Consider the following 24,481-nt stretch of genomic DNA (forward strand, 5'->3'; position numbering starts at 1 on the left):
GGGCCCTGGAATCGAGTAATGGTAAGCCCGCTGTACTGGGTGCTCGCCGCGGTCGTCGTCTTCACCGCGGGGACGATGGCGTTGCAGGCGAGGGGCAAGCTCCCCGACTCCGTCCGGGTCTCCGGGCCGATCCTGACCCTCCACACGCTCCGGGGCCGGCAGTTTCTCACGTGGCTCGCCAAGCCGAAGCGGGCCTGGCGCGCCTGGGGCAACTTCGGCGTCGGGATGGCGCTGGTGACGATGGTCGGGATGTTCGTCGCCGTCTTCAACGCCGGCATCCAGGCCATGCAACAGCCCGAGCGCCAGCCCGTCCAGAACCCCCAGAACGTGCTGGTCATCCCCGGCGTCAACGACTTCCTCCCGCTGTCGGCGGCCCCCGAGATCATCCTGGGGCTGCTCATCGGCCTCGTCGTCCACGAGGGCGGCCACGGCCTGCTCTGTCGCGTCGAGGACATCGACATCGACTCGATGGGGCTGGCCTTCTTCTCGTTCATCCCGGTCGGCGCGTTCGTCGAACCCGACGAGGAGAGCCGCCTCCGGGCGAGCCGGGGGAGTCAGACCCGGATGTTCGCCGCCGGCGTGACGAACAACTTCCTCGTCGCGTTCGTCGGCTTCCTCCTCCTGTTCGGCCCGGTCTCGGGCGCCATCGCGACCGCCGCGGGCGTCCCGGTCGGCAACGTCGCAGAGGGGTCGGCCGCCCAGGACGCCGGCCTCGGCTACGGCGACCTGGTCACCGAGGTCGAGGGCCAGCCGGTCGCGAACGTCTCGGAGTTCGAGGCGGCGCTCGACGACATCGAGGAGCGGTCGGTCGAGCTGACCCTGCGGGGCAGCGAGACGACGACGCTCGAACGGAAACTCGTCCTGATGCGGTCGGTCCCGTCGGTGACCGACGGCATCGAACCCAACCGGGCGAACGCCACCATCGTCGAAGCGGTCGACGGCACCGCCGTCTACACCGAGCGCGGGTTCGCCGAGGCGATGGCCGGCCGCGAGACGGCGACTATCGAGACCAACCGCGGGACCGCCACCTTCCCCGTCGGCGCCTACGGGCTCGCAGTCGAGAACGGACCGCTCGCCAACGCCTCCGTCCCGGCCGACGGGACCGACGTGATCGTCCTCTCAGTCGCCGGTGAGCGCACGCCCAACGCCTCCGCGTACGGGAACGTGGTCGGCGGTCTCGAATCGGGGCAGACCGTCGACGTGCGGGCGTCGGTCGGCGGCGAGGTCGACACTTACAGCGTGACGGCCGGCTGGGACGGCCCCGGCGACGCGCTCGGCCTGCGGACCCAGCAGGGCTTCAGCGGCATCGCCGTCGTCGACACGGGCATCGACGTCTACCCCGCGGCGCAATTTTTGGCCTACCTCGGCGGCTTCAGCGGGGCGTGGGGCGGGCTGTTCTCCGGGCAGTTCCTCGGGCAGATGTTCGTCGTGCTCCTGTTGCCGTTCCTGAGCACCCTCGGGCTGGGCTTCGGCTACAACTTCGCCGGGTTCGTCCCCGACGTGACGAACTTCTACACGGTGACGGGGCCGCTCGAACCGCTCGGCGGCGGCGTGTTCATGCTCGCGAACGTCCTGTTCTGGACGGCGTGGGTGAACCTCAACCTCGGCGTGTTCAACTGCGTGCCCACGTTCCCGCTGGACGGCGGGCATATCCTCCGCTCGTCCGCGGAGTCCGTCGTCGCCCGCCTCCCCGTCGAGGACGGCCGCCGCGCGACCACCGCCGTCACCGCCTCGATCAGCCTGCTGATGCTCGCCGGCCTCTTCCTCATGCTGTTCGGGCCGCAACTGCTGAACTGAGCGGAGCCGGACCGCCCTCCCGCACTGTTCGGCGCGGGCGGGAACAACAAGTTTCCTAAACTGCGACCGGCTACTCCCCGGTATGGTCAGACGCGAGCCGCCGCAGACGGAGGAGGGCTGGTACGCTCTCCACGACCTCAGGACGGTCGACTGGGAGGCCTGGCGGGACGCCCCCGAGCGCGTCCGCGAACGCGCCCTCGAAGACGCCGTCGAGTTCCTCGGGTCGGCCGAGGCCGTCGCCGACGCCGAGGAGGGCCAGTCGGCGCTGTACGCCGTCGTCGGCCACAAGGCCGATCTCATGCTCGTCCACCTCCGCCCCTCGCTGGCGGCGGTCGAACGCCTCGAACGCCGGTTCGAGCGCACCGAGTTCGCGCGGTTCACCGAACAGTCCTCGTCGTACGTCTCGGTCACGGAGGCGTCGGGCTACTCCGAACGGGCCCGCGAGTACTTCGACGGCGAGGTCGACGACGACTCCGGGCTCGCCCAGTACATCCAGTCGCGGCTCCACCCGGAGATCCCCGACGCGGAGCACGTCTCCTTCTACCCGATGTCCAAGCGCCGGGAGCCGGACCAGAACTGGTACGACCTGCCCTTCGAGGAGCGCGCCGAGCACATGGAGAGCCACGGCGATATCGGCCGGGGCTACGCCGGGAAGGTCGAACAGATGATAACCGGGTCGGTCGGCATGGACGACTGGGAGTGGGGCGTCACGCTGTGGGCCGACGACATGACCGACGTGAAGGACCTGCTCTACGAGATGCGGTTCGACCCCTCTTCCTCGAAGTTCGCCGAGTTCGGTCCCTTCTACGTCGGCCGCCGGTTCCCGCCGGCGGACCTGGGCGCCTACCTCGCCGGCGAGTCCGTCCCGGCCGGCGACGCCGCCGACGCGGGCGAGGCGTCGACCGGCGAGCGCGAGGCCCACGCCAGCGCCTCCAACGCCGGCCACGACGGCCACGTCGGCGACAGTGCCCACGGGAACGGCGCTCGCGGTTCCCGGAGCGACGGCGAGTCGGCCGACCCGCCCGCCGAGAGCCACGCCGGCGGGGCGAGCAGCGGGACGACCGAGACCGTCGACGAATCGAGTGACGGCACCGCCGCGAGCGGCGGTCGGCCCGCCGCTGCACAGAAGGACGTGGACGCGGCGGAACTCGACGCCGACGAGGCCGCACAGACGCTCGCGAACTTCGGCGTCTATCCCGAAGACTACGGCGCGGGCGACCACGCGCTGGTCTGTTACGCCGGCGCCGACGCCGGGGCGATCGTCGACGAAGTCGACGGGCTCCGGGGCAACTTCGACCACTACGACACCCACGTGCTGACGAGCGTCCGGGCCAACCAGGGGCAGACGGCGGTCGTCAGCGTCTGGGAGACGGAGAGCGCCGCCGACACGGCCATCGGCTTCCTGACCGACATCGAGGGCGTCACCCGCAGCGCCCGCGGCCCGCTCGGCAACGCGGGCGAGGCCGACGGCGGTGCGGGCGGCGACCAGTCGAACGTCGACCAGTCGGCCGACGGCGACGCGGCGGCCGCCGACGCCGGCGGGAGTGACGACACCACGGCCGCGGACATCCGCGAGGAACTCGCCGCCGAGGGGGTCTACGCCGGCCAGCCCCACGGCGAGGACGTGTACGCGCTGGTGCTCTACTCGGAGGCGGACCCCGAGACGCTCGACGCGGAGGTCGCGGACCTGCGCGACGGCTTCGACCGCTACGACACCCACGTCAAGACCGCCGTCTACGGCGACGTGGCCGACGACTCCGAGACCACGGCGGTCGTGAGCCTCTGGGACACCGAGAGCGCGGCCGACACCGCCGCCGACTTCCTCACCGACCTGCCGGGGGTCGTCGGCCGCCCGCAGGACCGCGAGGGATTCGGCACGATGGGGATGTTCTACACGGTCAAACCCGACTACCGCGAGGAGTTCGTCGACACCTTCGGAGAGGTCGGCGGACTCCTCGCCGAGATGGACGGCCACCGCGAGACGGCCCTGCTGGCCAACCGCGAGGACGAGACGGACATGTTCATCGCCAGCCGCTGGGACGCGAAGGAGGACGCGATGGCGTTCTTCCGCTCCGAGGACTTCCGCGAGACCGTCGAGTGGGGCCGCGAGGTGCTCGCCGACCGGCCCCGCCACGTCTTCCTGGCCTGAGTCGGGCCGCGAAACCGAGTGGGGTTTTCGCCGTCCCGCCCGCCGACAGCTACAAGCGGGAGATAGCCGAACGGCGAGCCATGACAGGACGAGTCGCGGACAGCGTGGCGGTCGTGACCGGCGGGGCGCGCGGCATCGGCGAGGCGACGGCGCGCCGACTGGCCGAAGAAGGTACGGACGTGGCCGTCGTCGACGTGCTGGGCGACCGGGCCGAGGCGGTCGCCGACGACATCGCGGCCGACACCGGCCGGGAGACGCTGGCCGTCGAGTGCGACGTGGGCGACGAAAGCGAGGTGGAAGCGATGGCCGAGCGGGTCGCCGAGCGGTTCGGCGGCGTCGACGTGCTCGTGAACAACGCGGGGATCCGCGTCGACCCGAAGCCGGTCACCGAGGCCGACGAAGATAGCTGGGATCGGATCCTCGCGGTCAACCAGAAGGGGGTCGCCTTCTGCGCGAAACACCTGATCCCGCTGATGACCGGGGCGGAGGGGGACGACCGCGAGACCACCGGCGGCCGCGAGGGCAACGGCTCGGTCGTCAACGTCGCGTCGATGGGTGCGGAGGTCGGCCGTCCGGAGTGGGCGCAGTACGACTCGACGAAGGGCGCCATCGCCGCGATGACGAAGGACATGGCCTGCGACCACGCGCCCGACGGGGTCCGGGTCAACGCGGTCTCGCCGGGCTACGTCGTCACCGAGTACCACCTCCCCGACGACCCCGAGGAAGCCCGCGAGTACCGCGACGAGCAGACGACGCCCAGCGCGGACGGTCCGGGGATCCTCAAGCGCGCGGCCGACCCGCGGGAGATCGCCGACGCCGTCGTCTTCCTGGCCTCCGACGAGGCCTCGTTCGTCACCGGGACGAACCTGCGGGTCGACGGCGGCGTGTCGGCCGTGGGGACGGGGTTCGACTGGGACCCCGCTCAGGATTCCTGACCGGTCACCCACAGGACGAGCGTCAGCGCGGTCGCGGCGACCAGCGCGGCCGCGAGCAGCTGGAACGCGGGGGTAAACCCGGCGGTCTCGGAGAGGTAGCCGACGACCGCGGGCGAGGCGGCGCCGGCGACCATCAACAGGGTTCTGACGACGCCGAGGCTGCCGCCGGCGACCGACTCCGGGGTGACCGCCATCATGTAGGCGCCGCGGACCGGCCGGTAGCCGTGGGCGCCCAGGCCCAGCAGCACGACCGCGCCGCCGAGGACGAGCGGGCCGCCGGTCGCCGAGAACGCCAGCACGGCGACCATCCCGGCGGTGGCGACCGCGAGCGTCAGCGCCAGGATGGGCTCGACGCCGACCCGGTCGCTGGCCTCGCCGGTGACCAGCTGGACGAGGCTGACCAGAAAGAGCGCGCTGAAAAGCAGGTTCGCCGTCGCCGACGACACCGCGGTCTCCTCCGCGAGATACAGCGGGAGGAAGGCCACGGCCCCGTTGTAGGTAAAGGAGAAACAGACCGTGACGACGACGAACAGCGTGAACCGGGGGTCCCGGAAGAGCGCGACGTACGCGCCCAGCGGGACGGATCCGCCGCCGCTCCCGTCGTCCGCGGCCGCGGCGGCCGGTTCGTCGGGTAGCCGCCGCGGGGTGGCCCAGGCGAAGGCGCCGGCGAGGCCGACGCCGACGACGCCGGCGACCAGGAACAGCGTCCGCCAGGGGGCGCCGAGGACGCCCGGTGCGGCCGAGGCGAGGACGACCGCGGCCGGCGCCGCGGCGCCGCCGAAGGTCCCGAACGTGTCGAACACGCCCAGCGCGCGCCCGGTCCCGCGGGGGTAGGCGCGCGCGAGCAGGCTGACGCCGACGGTCTTGTAGGTGCCCGTCCCCGCGCCGACGAGTGCCATCGCACCGACGAGCACCCAGAGGGGGGCGTCGACCGCGAGCACGAACGCGGCGGCGGCCGTGAGCAGCGCCCCGGCGGTGATCACCCGGACCGACCCGACCCGGTCGGCGAGCAGTCCCGACGGGAACTGCATCAGCGCGTAGACGAGCATCAACACCGTAAAGGCCGACCCGAGGACGGTCCGCGAGACGCCGTAGGTCGCCCCGATGGTCTCGAACAGCGCCGGGAAGGCGTACCGGAGGAACTTCCCGAGGAACCACACCAGCGCGGTCACTACCAGCGCGTCCAAGCGCGCGAGCCGACGCGGGATCACCGGGCTGACCCTCCCGGACCCGACCAGTGCCGGGTCAACGCCTGCGCTGGTCGCGCCGCTAGACGGAGCCGCGAGGTGAGCATTCCCGACCGGCGTCGGCGGACGGGCATCGGGGTCCGGGGCCGTTGCAGTACCACGTTGTCGGAGAAGGCAGGGTCGCGGGGAAATGCGTCCCGGTTCCGGCGAGCGCGACCCCGACAGAGCCAAGGCGCTCGCGGCGCAACCGGCGGGCGTGTCCGACGACAGCACGGGCGGGACCGGACGGCCGGACGGCGGCGCGACGCCGGCGGACGTGGACGACACGCCGACGGTGCGCTGTTCGCGCTGCGACCGCGAGTGGGACCTCGGGTACGAACTCGACGACCTGGGCGTCGGCAACCAGGCGGTCGAGCAGTTCGCGCTCGACCACAAGCGCCACACCGGCCACTTCCCGGACGACGTGGGGACGTGGATCGCCGACTGTCGCCGCTGTCCCGAGGGCTCCGAACACCTCGCGCGCCACGCCGCCGAGCGCTGGGCCGAGACGCACGCCCGCCACACGCGCCACTCGGTCGCTATCGAACACGGCGTCGCCGACGAGACTACCGTCGTCGAACCGGACGACGGACCGTAGTCCGAGCCCGCTACCGAACCGCGAAGGAACAGTCCGCAAAAGAACAGCCCCAGTCCGCTGTCCCGGCGTCGTACGGATTATTGCAAGCGTTTCCCGGGTCGACCGCACGCAGTCGTGCGGTCGATCGCGGACTGACTCGCAATAATCCGTATCAGTCCTCGTCGTCTTCGGTGGTCGTCTTCTCGACGTCGAGTTCGTCGAAGTAGATCGCCGCGCCGTCCTGTGCGACCTTCTCGGCGAGGACCGCGCACTTGACGCGCATCGGCGAGATGTCCACGCCGAGCATGTCGATCACGTCGTCCCTGTCCATCTCCTGCAGTTCCTCGACGGTCGTGCCCGCGAGCTGTTCGGAGAGCATCGAGGCGGAGGCCTGGGAGATGGCGCAGCCGTCGCCGCGGAAGGCGACCCGCTCGATGGTCTCGTCGTCGTCGTCGAGGACGACGTCCATCTCGATGGTGTCGCCGCACATCGGGTTCTCCCCGACGTGGGTGAACGTGGCCTCCTCGAGCTCCCCGTAGTTGCGCGGGTTCTTGTAGTGGTCGAGGATCTGCTGTCGGTACATGTCCGAGCCGCCGATACCCATTGTCGACCGGTGATACGCCCTAACGCCGGAAAAGGATTCCGAGGGAGCGGTTGGCACGCGGCCGAACGATGTCGGGGTATACGCTCTATACCCCGGGTCAGCGGGTTGTTTCGCACCGTGAACCTACACCGAAGTTTATTACCTACCGTCGCAGAAATACAGGGCAACCACAGGGCAATGTTCGACCGAGTAAACGACGCGATATCCGGTGGTGGGTCCGGGGACGCCGACGCGGAACACCTTGACGATCTGCTGCGCGACGGCGAGCAGTTGCAGCACGCGCTCGCCAACGACGGCACCATCGAGCACACCGAGGACGGTCGAACGACGACGATCGAATCGGGGGGCGGCCACGGCGCCTTCATGCTCGTGACCGACGAGCGGGTGCTGTGGGTGCTGGGCGACCAGCCCGACGAGCCCGAGATCGCCTTCGAGCTGACCCGGCTGCAGACCAGCCACGTCCGCAAGGGCCTGCTCAACAGCAAGCTGGAGGTACAGACCTACGACGAGACGGTCGTCTTCGACCCCGACGAGGGCGACGCCGAGGCGGCCGAGGACTACATCAGCAACGTCGGCTCGTCGTGGGCCGACATGTCCAGCGCGCTCTCGCAGGCCCGCGACGCCATCGCCGCCTACGAGGACGCCTGCGAGCGCGGCGACGACCCCAACCAGCACGCGCTGGCCGCCCGCTCGCAGTTCTCCCAGGCCCGCCGGGCGGCCACCCGCGAGGACCGCGCCCCCGAGGAGAAGATCCGCGCCGAGATTCAGGAGGTCGTCGAGGAGCTGGCCCACGCCCGCGTGACCTCGTGGCTCGACCGCGCCGAGTCCCGGTACGAGACCGTCGAGTCGGCGCTCGACGAGGGCCGCTACGGCGACGCCTGCGAGGCGTACGTCGACGCCGCCGAGGCCGTCGAGGAGGCGAGCGACGTGATCGACGACGTGGACGACGTGCCCGAGGGCGCCGCCGAGCGCCTCGAAGCCGTCGAGGCCGACCTGCGCGAAGCGGGCGAGCGGTTCCTCGACGACGCGGCCGGGCGCTGCGAGACGGCGCTCGACGCCAAGGAGGCGACCGTCGCCGTCGACGCCTGGGAGGAGGCGTTCGACCGCTACCGGGCCGCCGCCGACGCCGGCTGGAACGGCCACGCCCCCGTCTCCGAGGACGCGCTGGAGTACCAGCTCTCCTGGGTCACCGCCGGACTGCTGGAGGCGATGAGTGCCCACGCCGCCGCGCTCGAACGCGAGGGCGACGAGACCGACGACTCCGACGAGGCCGGCGACTACTACGAGGACGCCGAGGCGTGGTTCGAGCGCGCCCGCGACCTGGCCGACGAGCGGCCCCACCACGACCCCGACGACTACGAGGCCGAACGGGACCGTCTCGAGGAGAAGCGCCTGGAGAGCGCCGGCTGGGAGTTCGGCGGATAACCCCCCTCTACTGCGCCAGCACTACCACCCGCATCGACTCCAGCGTGAGGTCGCTCCCGTCGAACCCGCCGAACAGCCGCACGTCCTCGAAGCCCGCGCGCTCGCAGAGTTCCCGGAGCACCGGCGGCGCGTACAGCCGGTTCTCCCACTCCATGGTGTCGACGTGCTCGTAGCCGTCGTCGGTCGCGTCGAACACGTCCAGCGTCGTCGCGAACCGGCTCGTCTCCACGTCGAACGCCTGGCGGTAGAGGGTCAGCCGGTCGTCGTCCTCGGTGACCGTCGCCTCGTCGAGGTCGGCGACGAAGGCGTCGCGGTTCGACTGCTCGACGACGAGGACGCCGTCGTCGTCGAGCAACTCGCGGGCGTCGGCCAGGACCGACTCGTCCGTCTCGCGGCCGTAGTAGCCAAGGGAGTTCCAGAAGACGGTGACGAGGTCGTAGTTCCCCGACAGCTCGTCCAGGTCGCGCATGTCGTGGTGGTGGAAGGCGGTCGACTCGTCGAGGCCGCGGTCGCTCGCCCGCTCGCGCGCCCGGTCGAGGAACGGTTCGGAGAAGTCCAGTCCCTCCGCCGCGACCCCGCGGTCGGCCAGCGCGAGGACGTGCCGGCCGACGCCGCAGGCCACGTCGAGCGACCGCTCGGGCTCGCAGTCGAACTCGGCGGCCAGCAGGTCCAGCAGGGCCGCGACTTCGTCGTCGGCCGCCGCGAACATATCCTCGAAGTGTTCGGCGAAGAGATCCGCCTGCTCCCGGAAGACCCGGTCGGCCCAGTGGGTCATGCCCGGAGTGTCACTCCACCCCCGGAAAAATCCCGGGCCTCGTGTCACAGGCCCCCGCGGTCAGTCGTCGTGGGCCTGTTCGAACGGCCGCGGCGGGAGCAGAAGGTCCTCCAGTTCGGGCATCGACTTGACGTTGTACAGCACCTGCAGTTCGTCGGTGACCGGCATCCCGTTGCACGACAGCTGAAACCCCTCCTCCAGCATCTCCGGCGGGAGGACGTGGTCGACGCGGGTGCGCATCTCCCCCTCCAGCACGATGACCGCGCAGTTGGCGCAGGCGCCGCCGCGGCAGGCAAAGGGCCAGGCGAAGCCGTGGCGTTCGGCGGCCTCCAGCAGCGACTCGCGCGGCCGGACCCAGAACTGGCCGTAGTCCTCGCGGTCGAGGCCGCCGTCGGCGGCCATCTCCATCAGGTCGGGGTCGTCGACGCCCCACCCGCGGTCGTCGAGCACCTCGTAGTTGAGGTACTCGACCCGACAGCGCTGCTCGCGGCGGGGCTCGTCGTCCTCGCCGGGTGACTCCGCGGCCGCCGCCCGCTCGGCCGGCGAGGGGTCGTCGCCGTCGCCCTCGTCGACCGCCTCGCCGCCCCCGTCCTTGATCTCCTCGTAGGCGGCCCTCACGAGCTGGAACTCGCGGGCCGACCCGCCGTGGTCGGGATGCGCGTCCTTGATTCGCTCCCGGTAGGCCTCCTTTATCTCGGCCTCGTCGGCGTCGGGCTCGACCGAGAGAACGTCGAACGGCGACTCCACGCGCGCCCCTAGCGCCAAGAGCCGCATAAACCCCATCTTTTTGCCGGCCGGGTGTCCTCGCTCGCTTCGCGCGCCTGCGGGCACCCGGCCGGCAAAAACATGAGTGAAAAAGCCGACTGCTCGGCTTCGCCTCGCAGTCGCTGAACCGCGCGAGCGAAGCGAGCGTTTCACCGGACGCGAGGGAGCGAAGCGACCGAGTCGTCCGGCCTTTTTCCCCACGTTTTTCCGGCGGAGGATCCCCGCAGCGGCGCGAAGCGCCGCGAGGAGCTCTCCGCCGGAAAAAGTGGGTTATCGCGTGCGATAATCGCCCCCAAATAGTTATCTCGGGGTGCGGGGAACGTGGTGGCAACGTGACGAAACGAATCGGGCGGTCCGACCGCGCGGACGGCGGCTCCGCGGGCGGGAGGGACGGATGAGCGGCGACTCGGCGCGGTACGCGTGGCTCCCGGCGTCCGTCCGGAACGAACGGGTCGGCACCGTCGCGGCGACGCTGACGCGGGTGGCGTTCGGCGGCCGTCCGGGGCTGGCGCTGTTCTGCGGGGCGCTGGCGCTGTACGTGCTGACCTGGCGGATGGGCGTCTTCTTCAACGACATCGGGATATACCCGTGGATGCTCGAACGGATGGCCGACGGCCGCCTGTCGCTGGGCGTCCCGGGCGAACTCAACGACGGGTTCCCGGGGATGCACTACCGCGACGGGCGAGTGTGGGGCCGCGGATACGGCCTGGTCGCGCTCGCCCTGCCGGTCTACTGGGCGGTCGAACTGCTCGAACCGATCGGGCTGCGCTGGCTGGTCGTGGTCGGGTTCAGCGGACTCGTCGCCGCGGCGACCACGCTGACCGGCGACCTGGTCGGTCACCGCCGGCGGGGGCTGGCGGCCGGCGTCGGCCTCGGAGCGCTGGCGCTGGTCGGCAACGCCTGGTTCCACAAATCCTACGTGGTCGACCTGTCGACGTTCGCGCTCCAGGTCGCGACGATGCTGGCGGGGGCGGTGCTGGTCGTCGGCGTCTACCGCCTGCTGGCGCTACGCCACGGGCGGACCGTCGGGCTCCTCGCGGGCGCGACCGTCCTGCTGGGGACGCCGGTCGCCTTCTGGGCGAGCACGCCCAAACGGCACACCCTCTCGGCGATGTTCGTCGTGCTAGCGGTCTACGCGTTCGCAGCCAGCCGCGAGGGCGACGGCGAGCGGACGCCGCTGGAGGTCGCAGCGCTCCGCGGCGGCGCCTACGCCTGCGGGGGGCTACTCGCGTGGGTTCACGCCCCCGAGGGGATCACGCTGCTGGCGGCGCTCGCGGTCGTCGACCTGCCGACCGCGCCCAGCAACGACCGGCGGACGCTGGCCGTCGTCGGCGCGCTGGCCGGCCTCGGGCTCGTCCCCTACCTCGCGACGAACGCCGTCGTCTCCGGGAACCCGCTGCTCCCCCCGCACTTCCTCGACGCCTACCACGGGGGTTCGCTGGCCGAACTCACCGACGGCGGCGCGGCGAGCGGTGGCGGTGCCGGCGGAGCGTCGGGCGGCGGTGGCGCCGGCACCGCTGGCGGCGCATCGGGCGGTGGGACCGGATCCGGCGGCGGCGTCCTCGCCGCGGTCGCGGGGACCGTCGCCGCGGTCGCGGGGACCGTCGCCGCGGTCGCCGGGACGGTCGTCGCCGGGTTCGATGCGGTCCGTCCGCTGGCGCGGCGCGCGCTCGATATGTACGTCAGCGGGTTCGTCGCGCTGTTCACCGAGCCCGGTCGGGTGTTCCGGACGCTCGTCCGCTGGGGCGAGACCGAGACGGAGGTCGTGAACATGTTCTTCGACGGGCACACCGACCTGTCGGTCCTCGAATCGGCGCCCGTCCTCGCGGCGCTGGTCGCGCTCCCGGCCCGCCGGTGGGTCGGCCGACTCCGCTCGGGCGAACGGCGCCTCCGCGCGGCCGTCGACTCCGTCGATCTGCTCGTCGTCGTGTTCGCGACGCTGTTCGTCTCGCTGTACATCAACAACCTCCCCCTCTACGTCCAGGCGACCGTCCGCTATCTCCACCCGATCTACCCGCTGGCCGTCTACGGTCTCTTCCGGATCCCCCGGGTCCGGACGCTGCTCTCCGAGCGGACCCGGGCGGCGGTCCTCGGGTACGAAGCGGCCGTGCTGTTCGGCGTCCCGCTCTCCTTTGGCTCGATGCTGTTTTTCGACACCACCAAGGGCGGGGTCGTCCAGCCGTTCGGCCTCGCGTCGCTGGCCGTCGCTGCCGTCCTCGCCGCGGCGCTCGTAGCCGGACGCTACGACGACCGCGCGGACGGCGCCGCCGCGGCCGCCTTCGGCGCGGCCGTCGGGATGGCGACGGTGTACCTCCTGCTCACCTCGTTCGTCCTCTTCCACTACGGCCCCTCGGCGCTGCCGGCCGTCGACGCGCTCAGCGGCGAGTTCCGCTGGCTGGCGCTGACCAACGGCTGAGCCGGGCGGGCTCATCTCAGTCGCCGGCTCCGTCACCGTCTGTCCCCGCGCTCATCTCGATGAACCGCTCGCGGATCTCCGGCGAGGGGACCATGCACTGGGCTTTCCTGCCGAAGACCGCGTAGCGGTGGCTGGCGACGGTGTCGTAGACGGCGTCGCGGAGCGGCCGCGGTACGACGCGCAGCGCGCCGGCGAGCGACCACGGGAACTCCAGTTCGCTCGCGACGCGTAGCGCGGCCTCGGACTTCGTGTAGTAGTCGTCGCCGTCGACGAGGACGAACGTGTCGAAGTCGTAGCCCTCGAAGCCCACGTCCGCCAGCAGCCGCTCGGCCGCCGCCGACTGCAGCGGCGCGAACCGGAAGACCCCCTCGGGGTCGTGTTCGACGACGAACCGGATCGACCCGTTACAGAGGTTGCAGACGCCGTCGAACAGCAGGATCGGCTGCTCGCACGGGATGCCGTTCTCGCGCGGGATGTCGTCGGCCATCGTGGGAGCTACGCGAGCCACGCACTTGAAAGACGGCTCGGGGTCCGGGCGCGCCGTCCCCCGCCCTGGAGCGGGGTCACCCCGACGGACACTCCTCGCCGAAGGGGCCCTCGTCGTTGTCGCGGAGCCTGGCGTCGGCGGTGTAGGCCTCGGTCGCGCCGCCGGGCTCGCGCTGTCGGCTGGGGCTGCCGAAGTCGACCTCGGCCCAGGCGCACTCCCCGCGGGCCCAGGTCCCGTCCGGCAGGTCGGTGTCCACGGCGAGGTCCGTGTCGACGGCGTCGACCTGCAGGCGGTAGGCGGCCGGTTCGCCCGACCAGTCGCGGGTGATCCGCGCGCTCGAGTCGGACGCGATGGTCTCGGTCGTCGCCAGCAGCTCCGACCCGCCCGCCGTGAGGGTGATCTCGACGGTGATCGAGTCGCCGGTCCAGTTGTACACCTCCATCCCCGTGAGGACGATCTCCTCGCGGCCGCCGCCGAGACAGCCCGCGAGCCCCGTCGCCGCCCCGGCGCCGACCGCCGCCAGCGCTGCCCGGCGAGTGAGCGCCGACGACGACCCGCCGTCGGGCGCCCGCTCGTCGTCGCTCCGCCCGGGTGACTCGCGGGTCATCGCACTCCCCGTGTCGCCGTTCGGTCGCCGCCCGACGCGCCACCGCGCACCTCGGTCCCACGCATCTGTCCCCGAGCGAACGGAGCCCCCGCTGGTAAGGATTTCCCCGCGGGGACGGCCGGCGAGCCGACGGGGTTATCCGCTCCCCGGTTCCGGCCGGGCAGCGGGCCAGCGTTTAAGCCCCGCGGCCGCGAGGGACGGGTCGATGCGAGAAGTCACGGTCGAGCGGTTCGTCGGCGCGACGCCCGCGGAGGTGCGCCGGGCGCTCGATCCGGCTGTCGTCGTCGAGTACGAGGGTAGCTTCGAGGTACTCGATGTCGAGGAGCGCGAGGACGCAACCGTCGTCACCGCGGGCGCCCGCGGTATCGGCGTCGCCCTCCGGTTCGAGCCACGCGAGGACGGCCTGCGCTACGAACAGGTCGGCGACGCCGGGCCGTTCGACGAGATGTGGACGGAGATCGACTGGGACCACGAGGACGAGGGGAGCCGCGTCACCGCCCGGTCGGGCGTCAGCCTGGGCCTCCCGCTGGCGGCCGTCACCGACCGCGTCGCCGCCTGGAAGCGCCGCGGGGAACTCGACCGCGCGCTCGACCGGCTGGCCGACGACCTCGGATAGGCGGACGGTTCGTGGCGCGTCCGCGGCGTCCGCCCCGTCGCGTCGCCGGCGGCCGTGCGAGCTCTTCGCACATCGCGTTACATTTGGCGTGCATTGTGGTAGACGCCGAAGACCTCGAACCATGATTGGGCCTTCTCGAGCCTGACATGGCTAAAACTATCCACAAATAGTAATATATTTGATACACCCACTAAGTAACATCGGATGCCCACTTGAATCGCCCAGTCGGGAGTCCGCTCGCGCTCCACAACCGATGTCGATCCACGCGACATCACCCTCGAGGCGTTCGAAATCGTCCATAGGCACTTCGAGATCGAGCGCCTCGTCCTCTAACTTAGCGCGATGGCCTCACCCTCAGAAAAATTCATATGAGCAGCTGGTATCCCGGCTAGTATGCTTTCCAGCCTGCATCATTTCGGACATCTCGTGGAGGACTACGACCGGGCGATGACCTACTATTGTGACGTTCTCGGCGGAACCGTCCAGGAATCGACTACTGTCGACGGTGCCGTCGAAGTAGCGTTCGTCTCTTGGCCCGACTTCAGGATCGAAGTCGTGGGGCGTCGCGAGCGGGGAACGTATCTCGATGATTTAATCGACGAACTCGTTGAACCAGCTCCCTATCACCTTGCAGTGACAGTTCCGGACATCGAACCGACCATGGAAGCGCTGCAACAGGACGGGTATTCGATGTTCGATCCCGAACCAGTTGAAGGGCTCGGTCCCTACGTTCGCGCGTTCGTTGAACCGGACGATGTTCCCGGACTCCCTATCGAACTCATCGAACTCGATGAGTGACAACTGGACGGAGGAACTAGGTTTAATTGGTCCGGCGCTTGAGTGCCACCATGGTTTCGTGGATGGTCTCGATAGACGCCGGTTCAGCGGTTCACGTCACCGACACGGATCGTCGCGGCGGTAACGAATCACAGTAATCAGTATCAATGAGTGGCGAGATACACCTCGCGGTTGTCGGTGCGGGTCAGATGGGGATTGGATTCGCGGTTCATTTCAGGTTACACGAACAGACCGTCTCTCTTGTCGACCACCGTCAGTCGAACTTAGACCGGGCCCGGGAGCGGATTCGCGAATCGGTACGGTTCCTGAACGAGCAGGGCGTCACCACGATGTCACCGGGTACCGTCCTCGAAGATGTGACCTTCACCCTCGATACAGAGACGGGGGCGTCGGACGCGGATATCGTACTGGAAACGGTATCAGAAGATCTCGAAGTAAAACGGGGCGTGTTCCGGGAGATGGCCGACGCGACCTCCGAGGAAACGATACTCGCGACCAATACGTCGAGTTTGCAGGTGTCGGATATCGCAGCGGGGTTCGAGTTCGCGAATCGGGTGGTGGGGTGTCACTGGCTCTATCCCCCGTATCTCCTCCCGACAGTAGAAGTAATCGCCGGCGAAGAAACTGATAGCTGGGTGGTCGAGGAACTGGTTGCCCTCCTCGGAGCGGTCGACCGCAAGCCCATCGTCGTACAGAAGGACGTGCCCGGATTCGTCTGGAATCGGATTCAGTTCGCCGTCCTCCGCGAGTGTATGCACCTCGTCGACACTGGGGTTGCATCCATCGAGGATGTCAACACTGCGGTTAGAGATGGGTACGCACGCCGGACGGCGGTGCTCGGCCCATTCGAAACGGTCGACCTCGCGGGTCTCGACCTCTTTCGAACCGTCGCGAGTGGCATCTACCCCTCCCTGTCGGATCGGGATACCCCGTCTCCGATGTACGACGATCGACTTGCGGCTGGAGAGGCTGGCGTGGAGAGCGGGAAGGGATTCTTCGAGTACGACCGGTCGGCCGACGAAGTTGCAAAGATGCGTGACGAACAACTCGCCACCCTCCGGGCAATCTTCGACGAGAACGAGATGTAGAGTGGAGCGCTACCGCTCTTGAATCATCGGAATTCCCATTTCCTCCGGTTCGCGGGTCAGTTCGAGCCCCTCGATAGGCCGGATAACGATCTCCATCAGCGCATGGACGACCGAATCCGGCTCCAGGTGACCAGCTAACATACGACCCTCGTCGGCCTCAAATGCTGTGATGTGAAGGTGTGGTTCTCCGTCTGTGATAGCGCCCTGCAGCGATCCGACCTCCCAGGCCCCCTCTTCGTGAAGGAATTCGTCCACGTCCTCGTCTTCGTCGGCGAGTTCTGGGAACGAGGGATAGGGGACTACGTAGTGGATGTGGAGCTTGTTCAGCGACCCGACCCCGGAGACCACGACTCCGGTATCGACATCGTGGTCATCGATGGCCGACTCGATCGACTCGAGCGCTTTATCCCCCGGTTGCAACTGGATGACGATGTGTCCGTCATCAGATTCAAACGAGCGCATCGTACTGACGGATCTAGTGAACGATGATATCTTTTCTGGTGGTGTCCATTCACAGATCTGGCGGGATTCATGGGGGTCTAGGCTGGTCAGACCCCCGAGGCGTTTCGTTCCCGATTCGAGGTGTTCGGCAGGTTATGCTGATTGTCGTACGAACCAGCTCGACATCGTTTGGAGAGTCTATAACTCACGGAAATAAGTATGATAGTATAAAAATTATAGTTATTGAATTTCTGACAGGAGTGCGGAACTACCGTTGCTTGCCCGTATCTCTGCGATCCTGATTCAGATATCCGATACGATGCCGTGTTGAATAACGCTCTCTGAGCCATGACGGAGTGATACCAATTTTGACACCACTGGCATCAGCCCTTGACAAGCCAGCTTAAATTTCGACCGTCCCGACCGGCACTACTATTCAACACGGCAGAGTTGTCGGCTTCATCCTCCGCCTATAGGTGGAGGCGTTCACCTCACCTATACGTAACTAAACACGACTGCTTCCGCGATCCTAATTTTAATTACCTGTGGTAAGCATTTCGGTCCATGGTTGATTACGAAGCACCGTTATCGACAGAAGAGCGTGAGGAGATCGTCGATCTGTACGACGGACTGCGAGTCGCTGACGTTGTCGACGGATTGGACAGCTACGGATTTGGTCGGTATATCAATCAGATGAGCCAGGATATCCAGGCGCTTCACCACGATTACGATTCCTTTTCTCATCAGATAATGGGATTCGCGCACACGATGCGCTATCTCCCGACCAACAAACCGCAGCACAACCCTGACGAATGGGGTTGGGAGGAGGTTCATTCCGATTGGGGTTGGTACGACGAGCACGTTGAATCGCCGAGCGATATCCAGAATCACGACGTAATCGTCTTCGAAGCCCACAATATCCCGGTCGGCATGATCGGTTCGTACAACGGTCTGGACTGGGTCTCTCAGGGGGCGGAGGGCATCGTCACGAACAGCGGGGCTCGCGACACGGACGAGTTAGTGATCGAAGGCGTTCCAGTCTACTCGAAGACGAGGACCAAACCGAAGTGGCACGGTCGGACCGAATTTAGCGACGAGCAGATCCCGGTGAACGTCGGAGAATGTCAGGTGCGCCCTGACGACGTGATCGTCGCCGACGGGGACGGTGTCGTCGTAGTCCCGATCGAATTCGCCGAGCGAGTCGGTGAGGCCGCTCGTAAGGAACTACAGTCCGATCAGGAGATGCGCCGAGACCTCTACGAGGAAGCAGGACTCGACCCTGACTGGACACTCGAATAGGACCCAGCGGTGGCGGTTGCGCTCGGCCGTTGCTGTCAGGTCACGGGCGGCCGTGCGAACCGCTCGCACGACCGGGCGGGGTATTTTGTCGGGGGCGGTCGCACCCGCTCACGCCCATGGGTGTGCTCACCACGGTCAGGGAACTGCTCCGCGCCTCGACGCGGAATCCCGCGCGAGGCGACGACCCGACTCGCGAGTCGGAGGGCGCCTACTGGTGTCACGACTGCGGCGAGCGGGTGCTCGACCGCGACGCCGCGGGCGAGGAACCGCCCGACTGCCCGTCCTGCGGCGACGCGATGGCCTTCGAGCGCTCCGCCGCGTCCACCGGCTGTGCCTGCTGACAGGGGCCGAGTCGAGGGCAGCACCCCTGCGGTCCGGGCTCGCCGGGTCCGGAACTGGCCATACCCGTGGGATCGGGGGGAACCACGACGGGTCCCGTGTCCGCGGCGCCGCCGCGCCCGCCCCGGCGGCCCGCTGGCATCTTTAAATACGTCCGTCTGCTACGAACGTTCATGACAGACAGCGGGCGGTCGCTCGCCGACCGGATCGCCTCCTTCCGGGAGTCCGTCGAGGAGTGGCTCCACGGGCTGTACCACGGGATGGTCGAACACCCCTCCTTCGAGAAGATCGAGAAGGAGGCCGAGGACGTCGAGGACACGTTCCTGTTCGCCTGTTTCGCCGACGCGTTCGGGATCCCGAGTCCGGTGTCGTACTACACGGCCGAACTGCTACCGTACCTCGGCGACGAGTTCGAGGCCTGGGAGCGACGGATGTGGGACCGGGGGTCGTGGCTCGAACGCAAGGGTCAGCAGTACCACTTCCACTGATGGCGGGGGCACCACCCGTGGCGGGACCGCGCACCGCCGCGCGAACCGGCCGCGTGCCGGGGGCGGTCTGACCGTGGAGCAGTTCGTCTTCTTCGGCGGGAAGGGCGGCGTCGGCAAGACCACCGTCTCCAGCGCCTACGCGCTGAAGTGCGCCGAGGCGGGGCTGGACACGCTCGTCGTCTCGACGGACCCGGCCCACAGCACCTCCGACGTGTTCGACCAGGACTTCGGCGACGAGCCGACCGCGGTCGAGGGCCGCGAGGGGCTGTGGGCGATGGAGATCGACCCCGACGAGGAGGTCGAGCGGCACATGGGGGAGATCCGCCGGCGCATGAACGAACAGGTCAGCGCCGCCATCGTCAACGAGATCGACCGACAGATCGAGCTGGCCCACCGGACGCCCGGCGCCTACGAGGCCGCGCTGTTCGACCGGTTCATCGAGGTGATGCGGAACGCCGACGACTACGACCGGGTCGTCTTCGACACCTCGCCGACCGGCGGCACGCTCCGGCTGCTCGCGCTGCCCGACTTCCTCGAGGGGTGGATCGAGCGGCTCGTCGAGAAGCGGGCGAAGTCGGTCGACCTCTTCGAGAAGGCGGCCATCGGCGACAAGGAGGCCCGCCGGAAGATCGACGAGGACCCGCTGATCGCCCACCTGCAGGGCCGCAAGGCGAAGTTCGAGTTCGCCGGCCGGGCGCTGCGCGAGGACGCGGCCTTCTTCCTCGTCCTCAACCCCGACGAGCTGTCCATCCGAGAGACCGAGCGGGCCGTCGCCGAGATGGCCGAACAGGACCTGGAGGTGGAGGGGTTCGTCGTCAACAAGGTGACGCCCGCGCCGGACGACGACGAACAGGGACGGGGCGCGACGTGGCTGCGGGACCGCGTCGAAACCGAGCGCGAGCGGATCGACGAGATCCGCCGGGAGTTCGACGAGCCGGTCGTCGCCGAGATCGAGTCGCGCGTCCGCGAGGTGAAAGGCGACCTGCTCGCGGCGGTCGCCGACGAGCTCGCCATCGACACCGAACCGGCCCCCGCGGAGGCGTGACCGGGACCGGTCTCGCTCGCCGCCCTACGACGGGTTCCCGGGGAGCCGGACCACTACCGGATCAGCGGACCTGACACTGGAACGGACGGCTGAAGACGCCCGTCCCGACGTACCGCCGTTTTACTGCCGGTAAGTGTCTGATGAGTTATATCATAATCTTCAAGTTTTATAGTGTTCTTTCGTGATGTAGGGTGTGAGGTGGCAACACATGGTACAGGTGATGTGGCTCGCGATAGCGGCACTGGCAACGTTCTCGGTGGGGTATCTCGGGTACTCCAGATACCTGGCTCGGTTCGTCGAGCTGGACGACGACCGTGAGACACCGGCGCACAAGTACGACGACGGACAGGAGTACGTCCCGTCGAAAAAGCCGGTCTTACTCGGGCATCACTACTCGAGTATCGCAGGGGGCGCGCCGATAGCGGGGCCGATCACGGCCGCGGCGGCGTTCGGGTGGATCCCGGCGGTCATCTGGGTCGCGGTCGGCAACCCGCTGTTCGGCGCCGTCCACGACTTCATGTCGCTGTCGTCCAGCGTCCGTCACGACGGCAAGTCGATCGGGTACATCATCGGGCAGTACGTCGGCGAGCGGGGGAAGGACATGTTGCTGTGGTTCGCGTACCTGACGATCATCCTCGTGATCGCCGCGTTCGCGTACCTGATCGGGCTGGTGTTCGACGCCTTCCCGTGGACGGCGACGGCGTCGATCGTGTACATCGCCCTGGCGATCGTGTTCGGGGTGTACCTCTACCAGCTGAACCTGCCGTTCCTGCCGGGCGCCGTCGCCTTCGTGGCGCTGGTGTTCGGCGGCGTGTGGGTCGGCCTGGAGTACCCGCTCGCGCTGTTCGCGCGCGAGGGGCTGCCGGCCGAGACCATCGTCCTGCTGGGGGACAGCGGCGGGTTCCTCCCGCTGGCGAACGCGCAGAACCCCAACATGGCCGGCTGGGTGCTCGTGACCGTGTTCTACGCGTTCGCCGCGAGCGTCCTGCCGGTCTGGGTCCTGCTCCAGCCGCGTGACTTCCTCACGTCGAGCCTGCTGTACACGGGCGTCGGCGGGATGATCCTCGGCGCCATCGTCGGCACCGTGGTCGGCTTCACCGACATCACGGTCACCGTCGGCTCGGCGGGCATCGACGGCGTCGAGATCACGTCGCTCACGACGCAGATCCCCGGCTGGACGGGCTTCTGGCACGCCAGCCTCGGGCCGCTGTTCCCGTTCCTGTTCGTCACGATCGCCTGCGGGACGATCAGCGGGTTCCACTCGCTGGTCTCCTCGGGGACGACGGCCAAACAGCTCGACAAGGAGACCGACGCCCGCCTCATCGGCTACGGCGGGATGCTCGGCGAGGGCCTGCTCGCGGTCACCGCGATCCTCGCGGTGTCGCTCATCGCCGGCGGGACCGACACGCTCACGTCGGCGCTGGTCACCTTCCCCGCGGGCGGCGGCGCCCTGCTGACGGTCTTCGGCTTGGGCGTCACCGCCGCGGCGACGTTCATCGGGCTCGTGTTCGTCAGCTTCCTGCTGACGAGCACCGACACCGCGATGCGGCTCGGCCGCTACATGCTCGAGGAGATCGTCGGCACCCCCGAGACCGACCTCGAACGCACCGTCACGAACCGCTACGTCAACGCGGGCATCCTCTCGCTGGCGGGCTACTTCCTCGTCGCCTCCGGCCAGTGGTCGAACATCTGGCCACTCTTTGGCGGCGCCAACCAGGCGCTCGCGGCGCTGGCGCTGCTGGTCGCGACCGTCTGGCTCGCCAACTGGGACGACACGAAACAGCTCGTCAGCACCGGCGTGCCGCTGGTGTTCATGCTCGCGGTGACCGTCGTCGCCCTGCTGGTCATCGGCGTCTACCGCAACCCGACGGCGCTGCTGGCCGGCGAGTACGAGACCACCGTCGGCGCCGCGTCGCTCGTCTTCCAGAGCGTCATCGCGCTGGTGCTCGTCGGGCTCATCTTCGGGCTCGTCTGGTTCAGCTACAACAACATCAAGGAGGCCCGCGGCGGCCTCGACCGCGACGCCATCGTCGGCGGCGGCGGAGGCGGCGGCGTCGAACCCGGCGACGACTAGAACAGCCGACCGAGGAGTCCCGACGACTCCTCCTCGGGGTCGGACCACAGGTCGAACGCCCGACCCAGGTCCGTCGCCCGACTCGTCACGATTTCTTCGGCCGCTGGCGCCACGACGACCAGGTTCACCTCGTAGTGGCCGTAGTAGCCGTACCTGATGAGCGTCCGGTCTTTGAACTCGGAGACGAACTCCCGGACTGCCCCGGGAATCCGCGGGACCACCAGCGCCACCGTGAAGTCCGTGCTGAAGTGTTCCTCGTCGGCGTCGACCCACTCGTCGGCCAGGTCGTGGGCCCACTCGACGAGCGCTTCCAGGTCCGCGACGCCGACGCCGTCCCGGCGGGCGACGAACAGGTGCTCGGTCGAGTCGTGGTTCGCGTAGTTCAGCGCCGCGTGGAACAGCTGTTTGCGGCTCTCTATCTCCATCCGGCCGTACAGCGTGAACGACTCGCCGGCGACCGTCCGGTCTTTCTCCAGGTCGAAGTTGTGCATCAGCCGGCCGCTCACCCGCTCGACGTACTCGTCGTCCCAGACCGGCACGTCCTCGGGGGTCGCCTCGCCGGTCGCGGTCTCCTCGTCCAGGTCCGCGACCGCCGCCTCGTCGGCCTCGGCGGGACCGGGTTCCCCGTTTCCGTCCTCCGCGTCGGATCGCTCCCGGTCGCTCACGACTCTTCCACCTCGTAGGCGTGTACGTCGTCGACGGCCGGCGCGCCCACGACGAGCGCGACCGCCCGCTCGTCGGCCGACTCGGGGACGTGCGCCCGCTGTGGGCTGTCGGGCTCGACGACGAACGCCTCGCCGGCGCCGACCTCGTAGGTCTCGTCGGGCGTCTCGACCGTCAGCACCCCCGACAGCACGTAGAAGACCTCCTCCTGCTCGTCGTGGTAGTGGTAGGCCAGCGGGACCGCCTCGCCGGGCTCGACCTCGTAGCGGTTGACCGCCACGTTCTCCAGCCCCGCCGCGTCGGAGACCGACCGCTGGACGCTCGGCCGGTCCGGCGTGGGTTCGATCTCCCCCACGGCTACGTGATGGTATCCCATGTCGCGTTCGATGGAACCGGGGCGACAAAAACGTGCGCCCGCGACGGGCCTCGATGGCGTTCGGTTCGTGTTGCAGACTGACCGAGCGATGCGCTGAGCCGAAACAGTTGTGGGAGATGCATAACATCCCGGGATATGACCGAGACTGCCGCCCGACAGAACGATATTATGCTCATGATCATCGGCCTCCAGCTCAGTATCATCGGAGCCGTTGTCGACGAGCTAATCGCTCTCCTCGCTGTCGGCCCACTGTTCACCTTCCCAGTGTACACAAACGAACTACGACGGAGACGATAAGTCCCGTACCCGCAGGTAGTATCCGGCGCCTCCGGCGCCGGTTCGACCGCCGGATCGGGGGTGAAGCCCCGTGGGAGCGGCTTTTTCACCGTGTCTTTGCGTCGGGGTGCCCACAGGGAGTCGAGGGCGAGGACGCTCCCGACGGAAACGGGTGGAGGGTGAAGTTTAACCGCCGTCAGTGCGAACCCCCGGACGAATCGATGGCTCCGAAAGACACCGAGGCGTGCGGTCGCTGCAGCATGACCAGCGTCGTCGACGCGGCGACGGACGAGGGGAGCGACCGCGACCCGTTCGGCGACGCCCGCATCGAGGTCCCGGAAGACGAGATGCGGCGCGTCGCGAAGCCCCAGATACTGCTCGGTCGGGCGAAGCGGAAGATCGACGAACTCGCGACGCGGCTCACCTACGGGCGATAATGGAGGAGAGCGTCTCCGGCTTCAAGACCCGCGGCGGGTGGGTCGACGCGGTCGAACACGGCGAGCGCATCGTCCGCGCGCTGAAGGACCTGCGCGAGGAGGGCGAGGAGTCGGTATCGCTGGCCGCCCTCGACGAGTTCGACGAGTGGCGACCCAAGAGCCACGAGCGGCTCGACGAGGACGTCAACGAGAAGACCGCCGACCAGGCCAGCGTCCAGGAGGGCGAGGGCGAGAAGGCCGGCAAGGACCCCGACGAGGACCTCCAGACCGCCGGCGAGAAGCTGACGGAGTCCTACGAGAACCTCGAAGAGGAGGACACCGACGCGGCCGTCGACAAGTGGGGCGAGTCGCTGGACTACGTGGCGCGGGCGGCCGACTCCGCCGGCCGGAAGGCCGTCCGGAAGGTCGAGGACGCCGTCTACCGCAACCTGATGACCCAGATCGCGCCCTACTACTTCGACAACGAACTGATCAGCGCGAACCTCCAGCGGGTCAGCGGCGACGACCGCCCGGAGTACGTCTTCGAGATCAACGTCAACGACGACGACCTGAAGATCAAGGTGTCGAACAAGCTGGCCGACTACGAGTCGACGGTCGACCGCTGGCACGTCGACACCGAGAAGGTCACCGAGGCGGCCGAGGCCGCCGAGGGCGTCGAGGCGCCCGACCTGGGTGACCAGGCCGACTCCGAGACGACCTGAGCCGGCCTCTTCTTCCTCCCCGCGGCCGTTCAAATCCGCCGCAGTCGGCAGGCTATTAAGTGAACCGCCGTTAGGCG

Annotated in this window: 26 protein-coding genes; 17 read left to right on the forward strand and 9 right to left on the reverse strand. The window is 68.5% G+C overall.

Features of this window, described 5'->3' with window-relative positions:
• Positions 1 to 18 precede the first annotated feature (18 nt).
• From ACMGFI_RS18280 to ACMGFI_RS18290, 3 genes are all read left to right on the forward strand, one after another.
• Positions 19 to 1,797, forward strand: coding sequence for a site-2 protease family protein (locus ACMGFI_RS18280; protein WP_436911458.1), 1,779 nt, complete (start codon positions 19 to 21; stop codon positions 1,795 to 1,797).
• A gap of 82 nt (positions 1,798 to 1,879) precedes the next feature.
• Positions 1,880 to 3,946, forward strand: a complete 2,067-nt coding sequence (locus ACMGFI_RS18285) for a heme-binding protein (protein WP_436911459.1) — start codon at positions 1,880 to 1,882, stop codon at positions 3,944 to 3,946.
• 80 nt (positions 3,947 to 4,026) lie between these two features.
• A complete protein-coding gene (locus ACMGFI_RS18290; RefSeq protein ID WP_436911461.1) occupies positions 4,027 to 4,881 on the forward strand; it encodes an SDR family NAD(P)-dependent oxidoreductase in 855 nt (284 codons plus the stop codon).
• Here ACMGFI_RS18290 and ACMGFI_RS18295 read toward each other — a convergent pair.
• The gene (locus ACMGFI_RS18295; protein WP_436911463.1) at positions 4,869 to 6,053 is read right to left on the reverse strand and encodes an MFS transporter; all 1,185 of its coding nucleotides are present in this window, start codon (positions 6,051 to 6,053) and stop codon (positions 4,869 to 4,871) included. The two genes, ACMGFI_RS18290 and ACMGFI_RS18295, sit on opposite strands and share 13 nt — an antisense overlap.
• Positions 6,054 to 6,258: 205 nt before the next feature.
• Between ACMGFI_RS18295 and ACMGFI_RS18300 the strand changes: the two genes are divergently transcribed.
• A complete protein-coding gene (locus ACMGFI_RS18300; RefSeq protein ID WP_436911465.1) occupies positions 6,259 to 6,705 on the forward strand; it encodes a DUF8062 family protein in 447 nt (148 codons plus the stop codon).
• A gap of 151 nt (positions 6,706 to 6,856) precedes the next feature.
• Here the strand turns inward: ACMGFI_RS18300 and sufU are convergent, their stop codons facing one another.
• Entirely contained in the window at positions 6,857 to 7,288 is a 432-nt protein-coding gene (sufU, locus tag ACMGFI_RS18305) for a Fe-S cluster assembly sulfur transfer protein SufU (RefSeq protein WP_436911467.1), read from the reverse strand.
• Between the two features lie 177 nt (positions 7,289 to 7,465).
• On the opposite strand from sufU, the gene ACMGFI_RS18310 reads away from it, so the two are divergent.
• Positions 7,466 to 8,713 carry a hypothetical protein gene (locus ACMGFI_RS18310; RefSeq protein WP_436911469.1) on the forward strand — a complete coding sequence of 416 codons (1,248 nt, stop codon included), beginning with the start codon at positions 7,466 to 7,468 and terminating at the stop codon, positions 8,711 to 8,713.
• A 7-nt stretch (positions 8,714 to 8,720) separates the two neighbouring features.
• Here ACMGFI_RS18310 and ACMGFI_RS18315 read toward each other — a convergent pair whose 3' ends face one another.
• Both ACMGFI_RS18315 and fer read right to left on the reverse strand, forming a co-directional pair.
• The gene (locus tag ACMGFI_RS18315; RefSeq protein WP_436911470.1) at positions 8,721 to 9,488 is read right to left on the reverse strand and encodes a class I SAM-dependent methyltransferase; all 768 of its coding nucleotides are present in this window, start codon (positions 9,486 to 9,488) and stop codon (positions 8,721 to 8,723) included.
• Between the two features lie 60 nt (positions 9,489 to 9,548).
• Positions 9,549 to 10,235, reverse strand: a complete 687-nt coding sequence (fer, locus tag ACMGFI_RS18320) for a ferredoxin Fer (RefSeq protein ID WP_436911472.1) — start codon at positions 10,233 to 10,235, stop codon at positions 9,549 to 9,551.
• Positions 10,236 to 10,647: 412 nt separating this feature from the next.
• Between fer and ACMGFI_RS18325 the strand changes: the two genes are divergently transcribed.
• Entirely contained in the window at positions 10,648 to 12,669 is a 2,022-nt protein-coding gene (locus ACMGFI_RS18325) for a hypothetical protein (protein WP_436911474.1), read from the forward strand.
• Positions 12,670 to 12,685: 16 nt separating this feature from the next.
• Here ACMGFI_RS18325 and ACMGFI_RS18330 read toward each other — a convergent pair whose 3' ends face one another.
• On the reverse strand, positions 12,686 to 13,156 hold the full coding sequence (locus ACMGFI_RS18330) for a thiol-disulfide oxidoreductase DCC family protein (RefSeq protein ID WP_436911476.1): 471 nt from the start codon (positions 13,154 to 13,156) through the stop codon (positions 12,686 to 12,688).
• 76 nt (positions 13,157 to 13,232) lie between these two features.
• Positions 13,233 to 13,763 carry a hypothetical protein gene (locus tag ACMGFI_RS18335; RefSeq protein ID WP_436911478.1) on the reverse strand — a complete coding sequence of 177 codons (531 nt, stop codon included), beginning with the start codon at positions 13,761 to 13,763 and terminating at the stop codon, positions 13,233 to 13,235.
• Between the two features lie 205 nt (positions 13,764 to 13,968).
• Between ACMGFI_RS18335 and ACMGFI_RS18340 the strand changes: the two genes are divergently transcribed.
• From ACMGFI_RS18340 to ACMGFI_RS18350, 3 genes are all read left to right on the forward strand, one after another.
• Positions 13,969 to 14,379, forward strand: a complete 411-nt coding sequence (locus ACMGFI_RS18340) for an SRPBCC family protein (protein WP_436911481.1) — start codon at positions 13,969 to 13,971, stop codon at positions 14,377 to 14,379.
• Between the two features lie 393 nt (positions 14,380 to 14,772).
• Entirely contained in the window at positions 14,773 to 15,177 is a 405-nt protein-coding gene (locus ACMGFI_RS18345) for a VOC family protein (protein ID WP_436911482.1), read from the forward strand.
• Positions 15,178 to 15,323: 146 nt separating this feature from the next.
• A complete protein-coding gene (locus ACMGFI_RS18350; protein ID WP_436911483.1) occupies positions 15,324 to 16,265 on the forward strand; it encodes a 3-hydroxyacyl-CoA dehydrogenase family protein in 942 nt (313 codons plus the stop codon).
• Between the two features lie 9 nt (positions 16,266 to 16,274).
• On the opposite strand, the gene ACMGFI_RS18355 is transcribed toward ACMGFI_RS18350, so the two are convergent.
• Positions 16,275 to 16,727 carry a PPC domain-containing DNA-binding protein gene (locus ACMGFI_RS18355; protein ID WP_436911484.1) on the reverse strand — a complete coding sequence of 151 codons (453 nt, stop codon included), beginning with the start codon at positions 16,725 to 16,727 and terminating at the stop codon, positions 16,275 to 16,277.
• Positions 16,728 to 17,270: 543 nt separating this feature from the next.
• On the opposite strand from ACMGFI_RS18355, the gene ACMGFI_RS18360 reads away from it, so the two are divergent.
• The 5 genes from ACMGFI_RS18360 to ACMGFI_RS18380 all read left to right on the forward strand — a co-directional run bounded on the left by ACMGFI_RS18360 (position 17,271) and on the right by ACMGFI_RS18380 (position 21,951).
• The gene (locus ACMGFI_RS18360) at positions 17,271 to 18,005 is read left to right on the forward strand and encodes an RraA family protein (protein ID WP_436911485.1); all 735 of its coding nucleotides are present in this window, start codon (positions 17,271 to 17,273) and stop codon (positions 18,003 to 18,005) included.
• 116 nt (positions 18,006 to 18,121) lie between these two features.
• The gene (locus ACMGFI_RS18365; protein ID WP_436911487.1) at positions 18,122 to 18,346 is read left to right on the forward strand and encodes a hypothetical protein; all 225 of its coding nucleotides are present in this window, start codon (positions 18,122 to 18,124) and stop codon (positions 18,344 to 18,346) included.
• A gap of 171 nt (positions 18,347 to 18,517) precedes the next feature.
• Positions 18,518 to 18,832 carry a DUF7990 family protein gene (locus ACMGFI_RS18370; protein ID WP_436911488.1) on the forward strand — a complete coding sequence of 105 codons (315 nt, stop codon included), beginning with the start codon at positions 18,518 to 18,520 and terminating at the stop codon, positions 18,830 to 18,832.
• Positions 18,833 to 18,905: 73 nt separating this feature from the next.
• The gene (locus tag ACMGFI_RS18375; protein ID WP_436911490.1) at positions 18,906 to 19,877 is read left to right on the forward strand and encodes an ArsA family ATPase; all 972 of its coding nucleotides are present in this window, start codon (positions 18,906 to 18,908) and stop codon (positions 19,875 to 19,877) included.
• A 208-nt stretch (positions 19,878 to 20,085) separates the two neighbouring features.
• Positions 20,086 to 21,951 carry a carbon starvation CstA family protein gene (locus ACMGFI_RS18380; RefSeq protein WP_436911533.1) on the forward strand — a complete coding sequence of 622 codons (1,866 nt, stop codon included), beginning with the start codon at positions 20,086 to 20,088 and terminating at the stop codon, positions 21,949 to 21,951.
• Here ACMGFI_RS18380 and ACMGFI_RS18385 read toward each other — a convergent pair.
• Both ACMGFI_RS18385 and ACMGFI_RS18390 read right to left on the reverse strand, forming a co-directional pair.
• The gene (locus tag ACMGFI_RS18385; RefSeq protein ID WP_436911491.1) at positions 21,948 to 22,616 is read right to left on the reverse strand and encodes a DUF8052 family protein; all 669 of its coding nucleotides are present in this window, start codon (positions 22,614 to 22,616) and stop codon (positions 21,948 to 21,950) included. The two genes, ACMGFI_RS18380 and ACMGFI_RS18385, sit on opposite strands and share 4 nt — an antisense overlap.
• Complete coding sequence (locus ACMGFI_RS18390) at positions 22,613 to 22,990, reverse strand: cupin domain-containing protein (RefSeq protein ID WP_436911492.1); 378 nt, start codon at positions 22,988 to 22,990, stop codon at positions 22,613 to 22,615. Before ACMGFI_RS18390 ends, ACMGFI_RS18385 begins: the two co-directional genes overlap by 4 nt.
• Before the next feature lie 135 nt (positions 22,991 to 23,125).
• On the opposite strand from ACMGFI_RS18390, the gene ACMGFI_RS18395 reads away from it, so the two are divergent.
• The 3 genes from ACMGFI_RS18395 to ACMGFI_RS18405 all read left to right on the forward strand — a co-directional run bounded on the left by ACMGFI_RS18395 (position 23,126) and on the right by ACMGFI_RS18405 (position 24,404).
• Entirely contained in the window at positions 23,126 to 23,287 is a 162-nt protein-coding gene (locus tag ACMGFI_RS18395; RefSeq protein WP_436911494.1) for a hypothetical protein, read from the forward strand.
• Between the two features lie 200 nt (positions 23,288 to 23,487).
• The gene (locus ACMGFI_RS18400; protein WP_436911496.1) at positions 23,488 to 23,703 is read left to right on the forward strand and encodes a DUF8007 family protein; all 216 of its coding nucleotides are present in this window, start codon (positions 23,488 to 23,490) and stop codon (positions 23,701 to 23,703) included.
• Positions 23,703 to 24,404: a DUF5828 family protein gene (locus tag ACMGFI_RS18405; protein WP_436911497.1), complete on the forward strand. Its 702-nt coding sequence runs from the start codon at positions 23,703 to 23,705 to the stop codon at positions 24,402 to 24,404. Before ACMGFI_RS18400 ends, ACMGFI_RS18405 begins: the two co-directional genes overlap by 1 nt.
• Positions 24,405 to 24,481: the final 77 nt, after the last annotated feature.

The sequence above is a fragment of the Halosimplex marinum genome, assembly GCF_051414075.1.
GTDB lineage: Archaea > Halobacteriota > Halobacteria > Halobacteriales > Haloarculaceae > Halosimplex > Halosimplex marinum.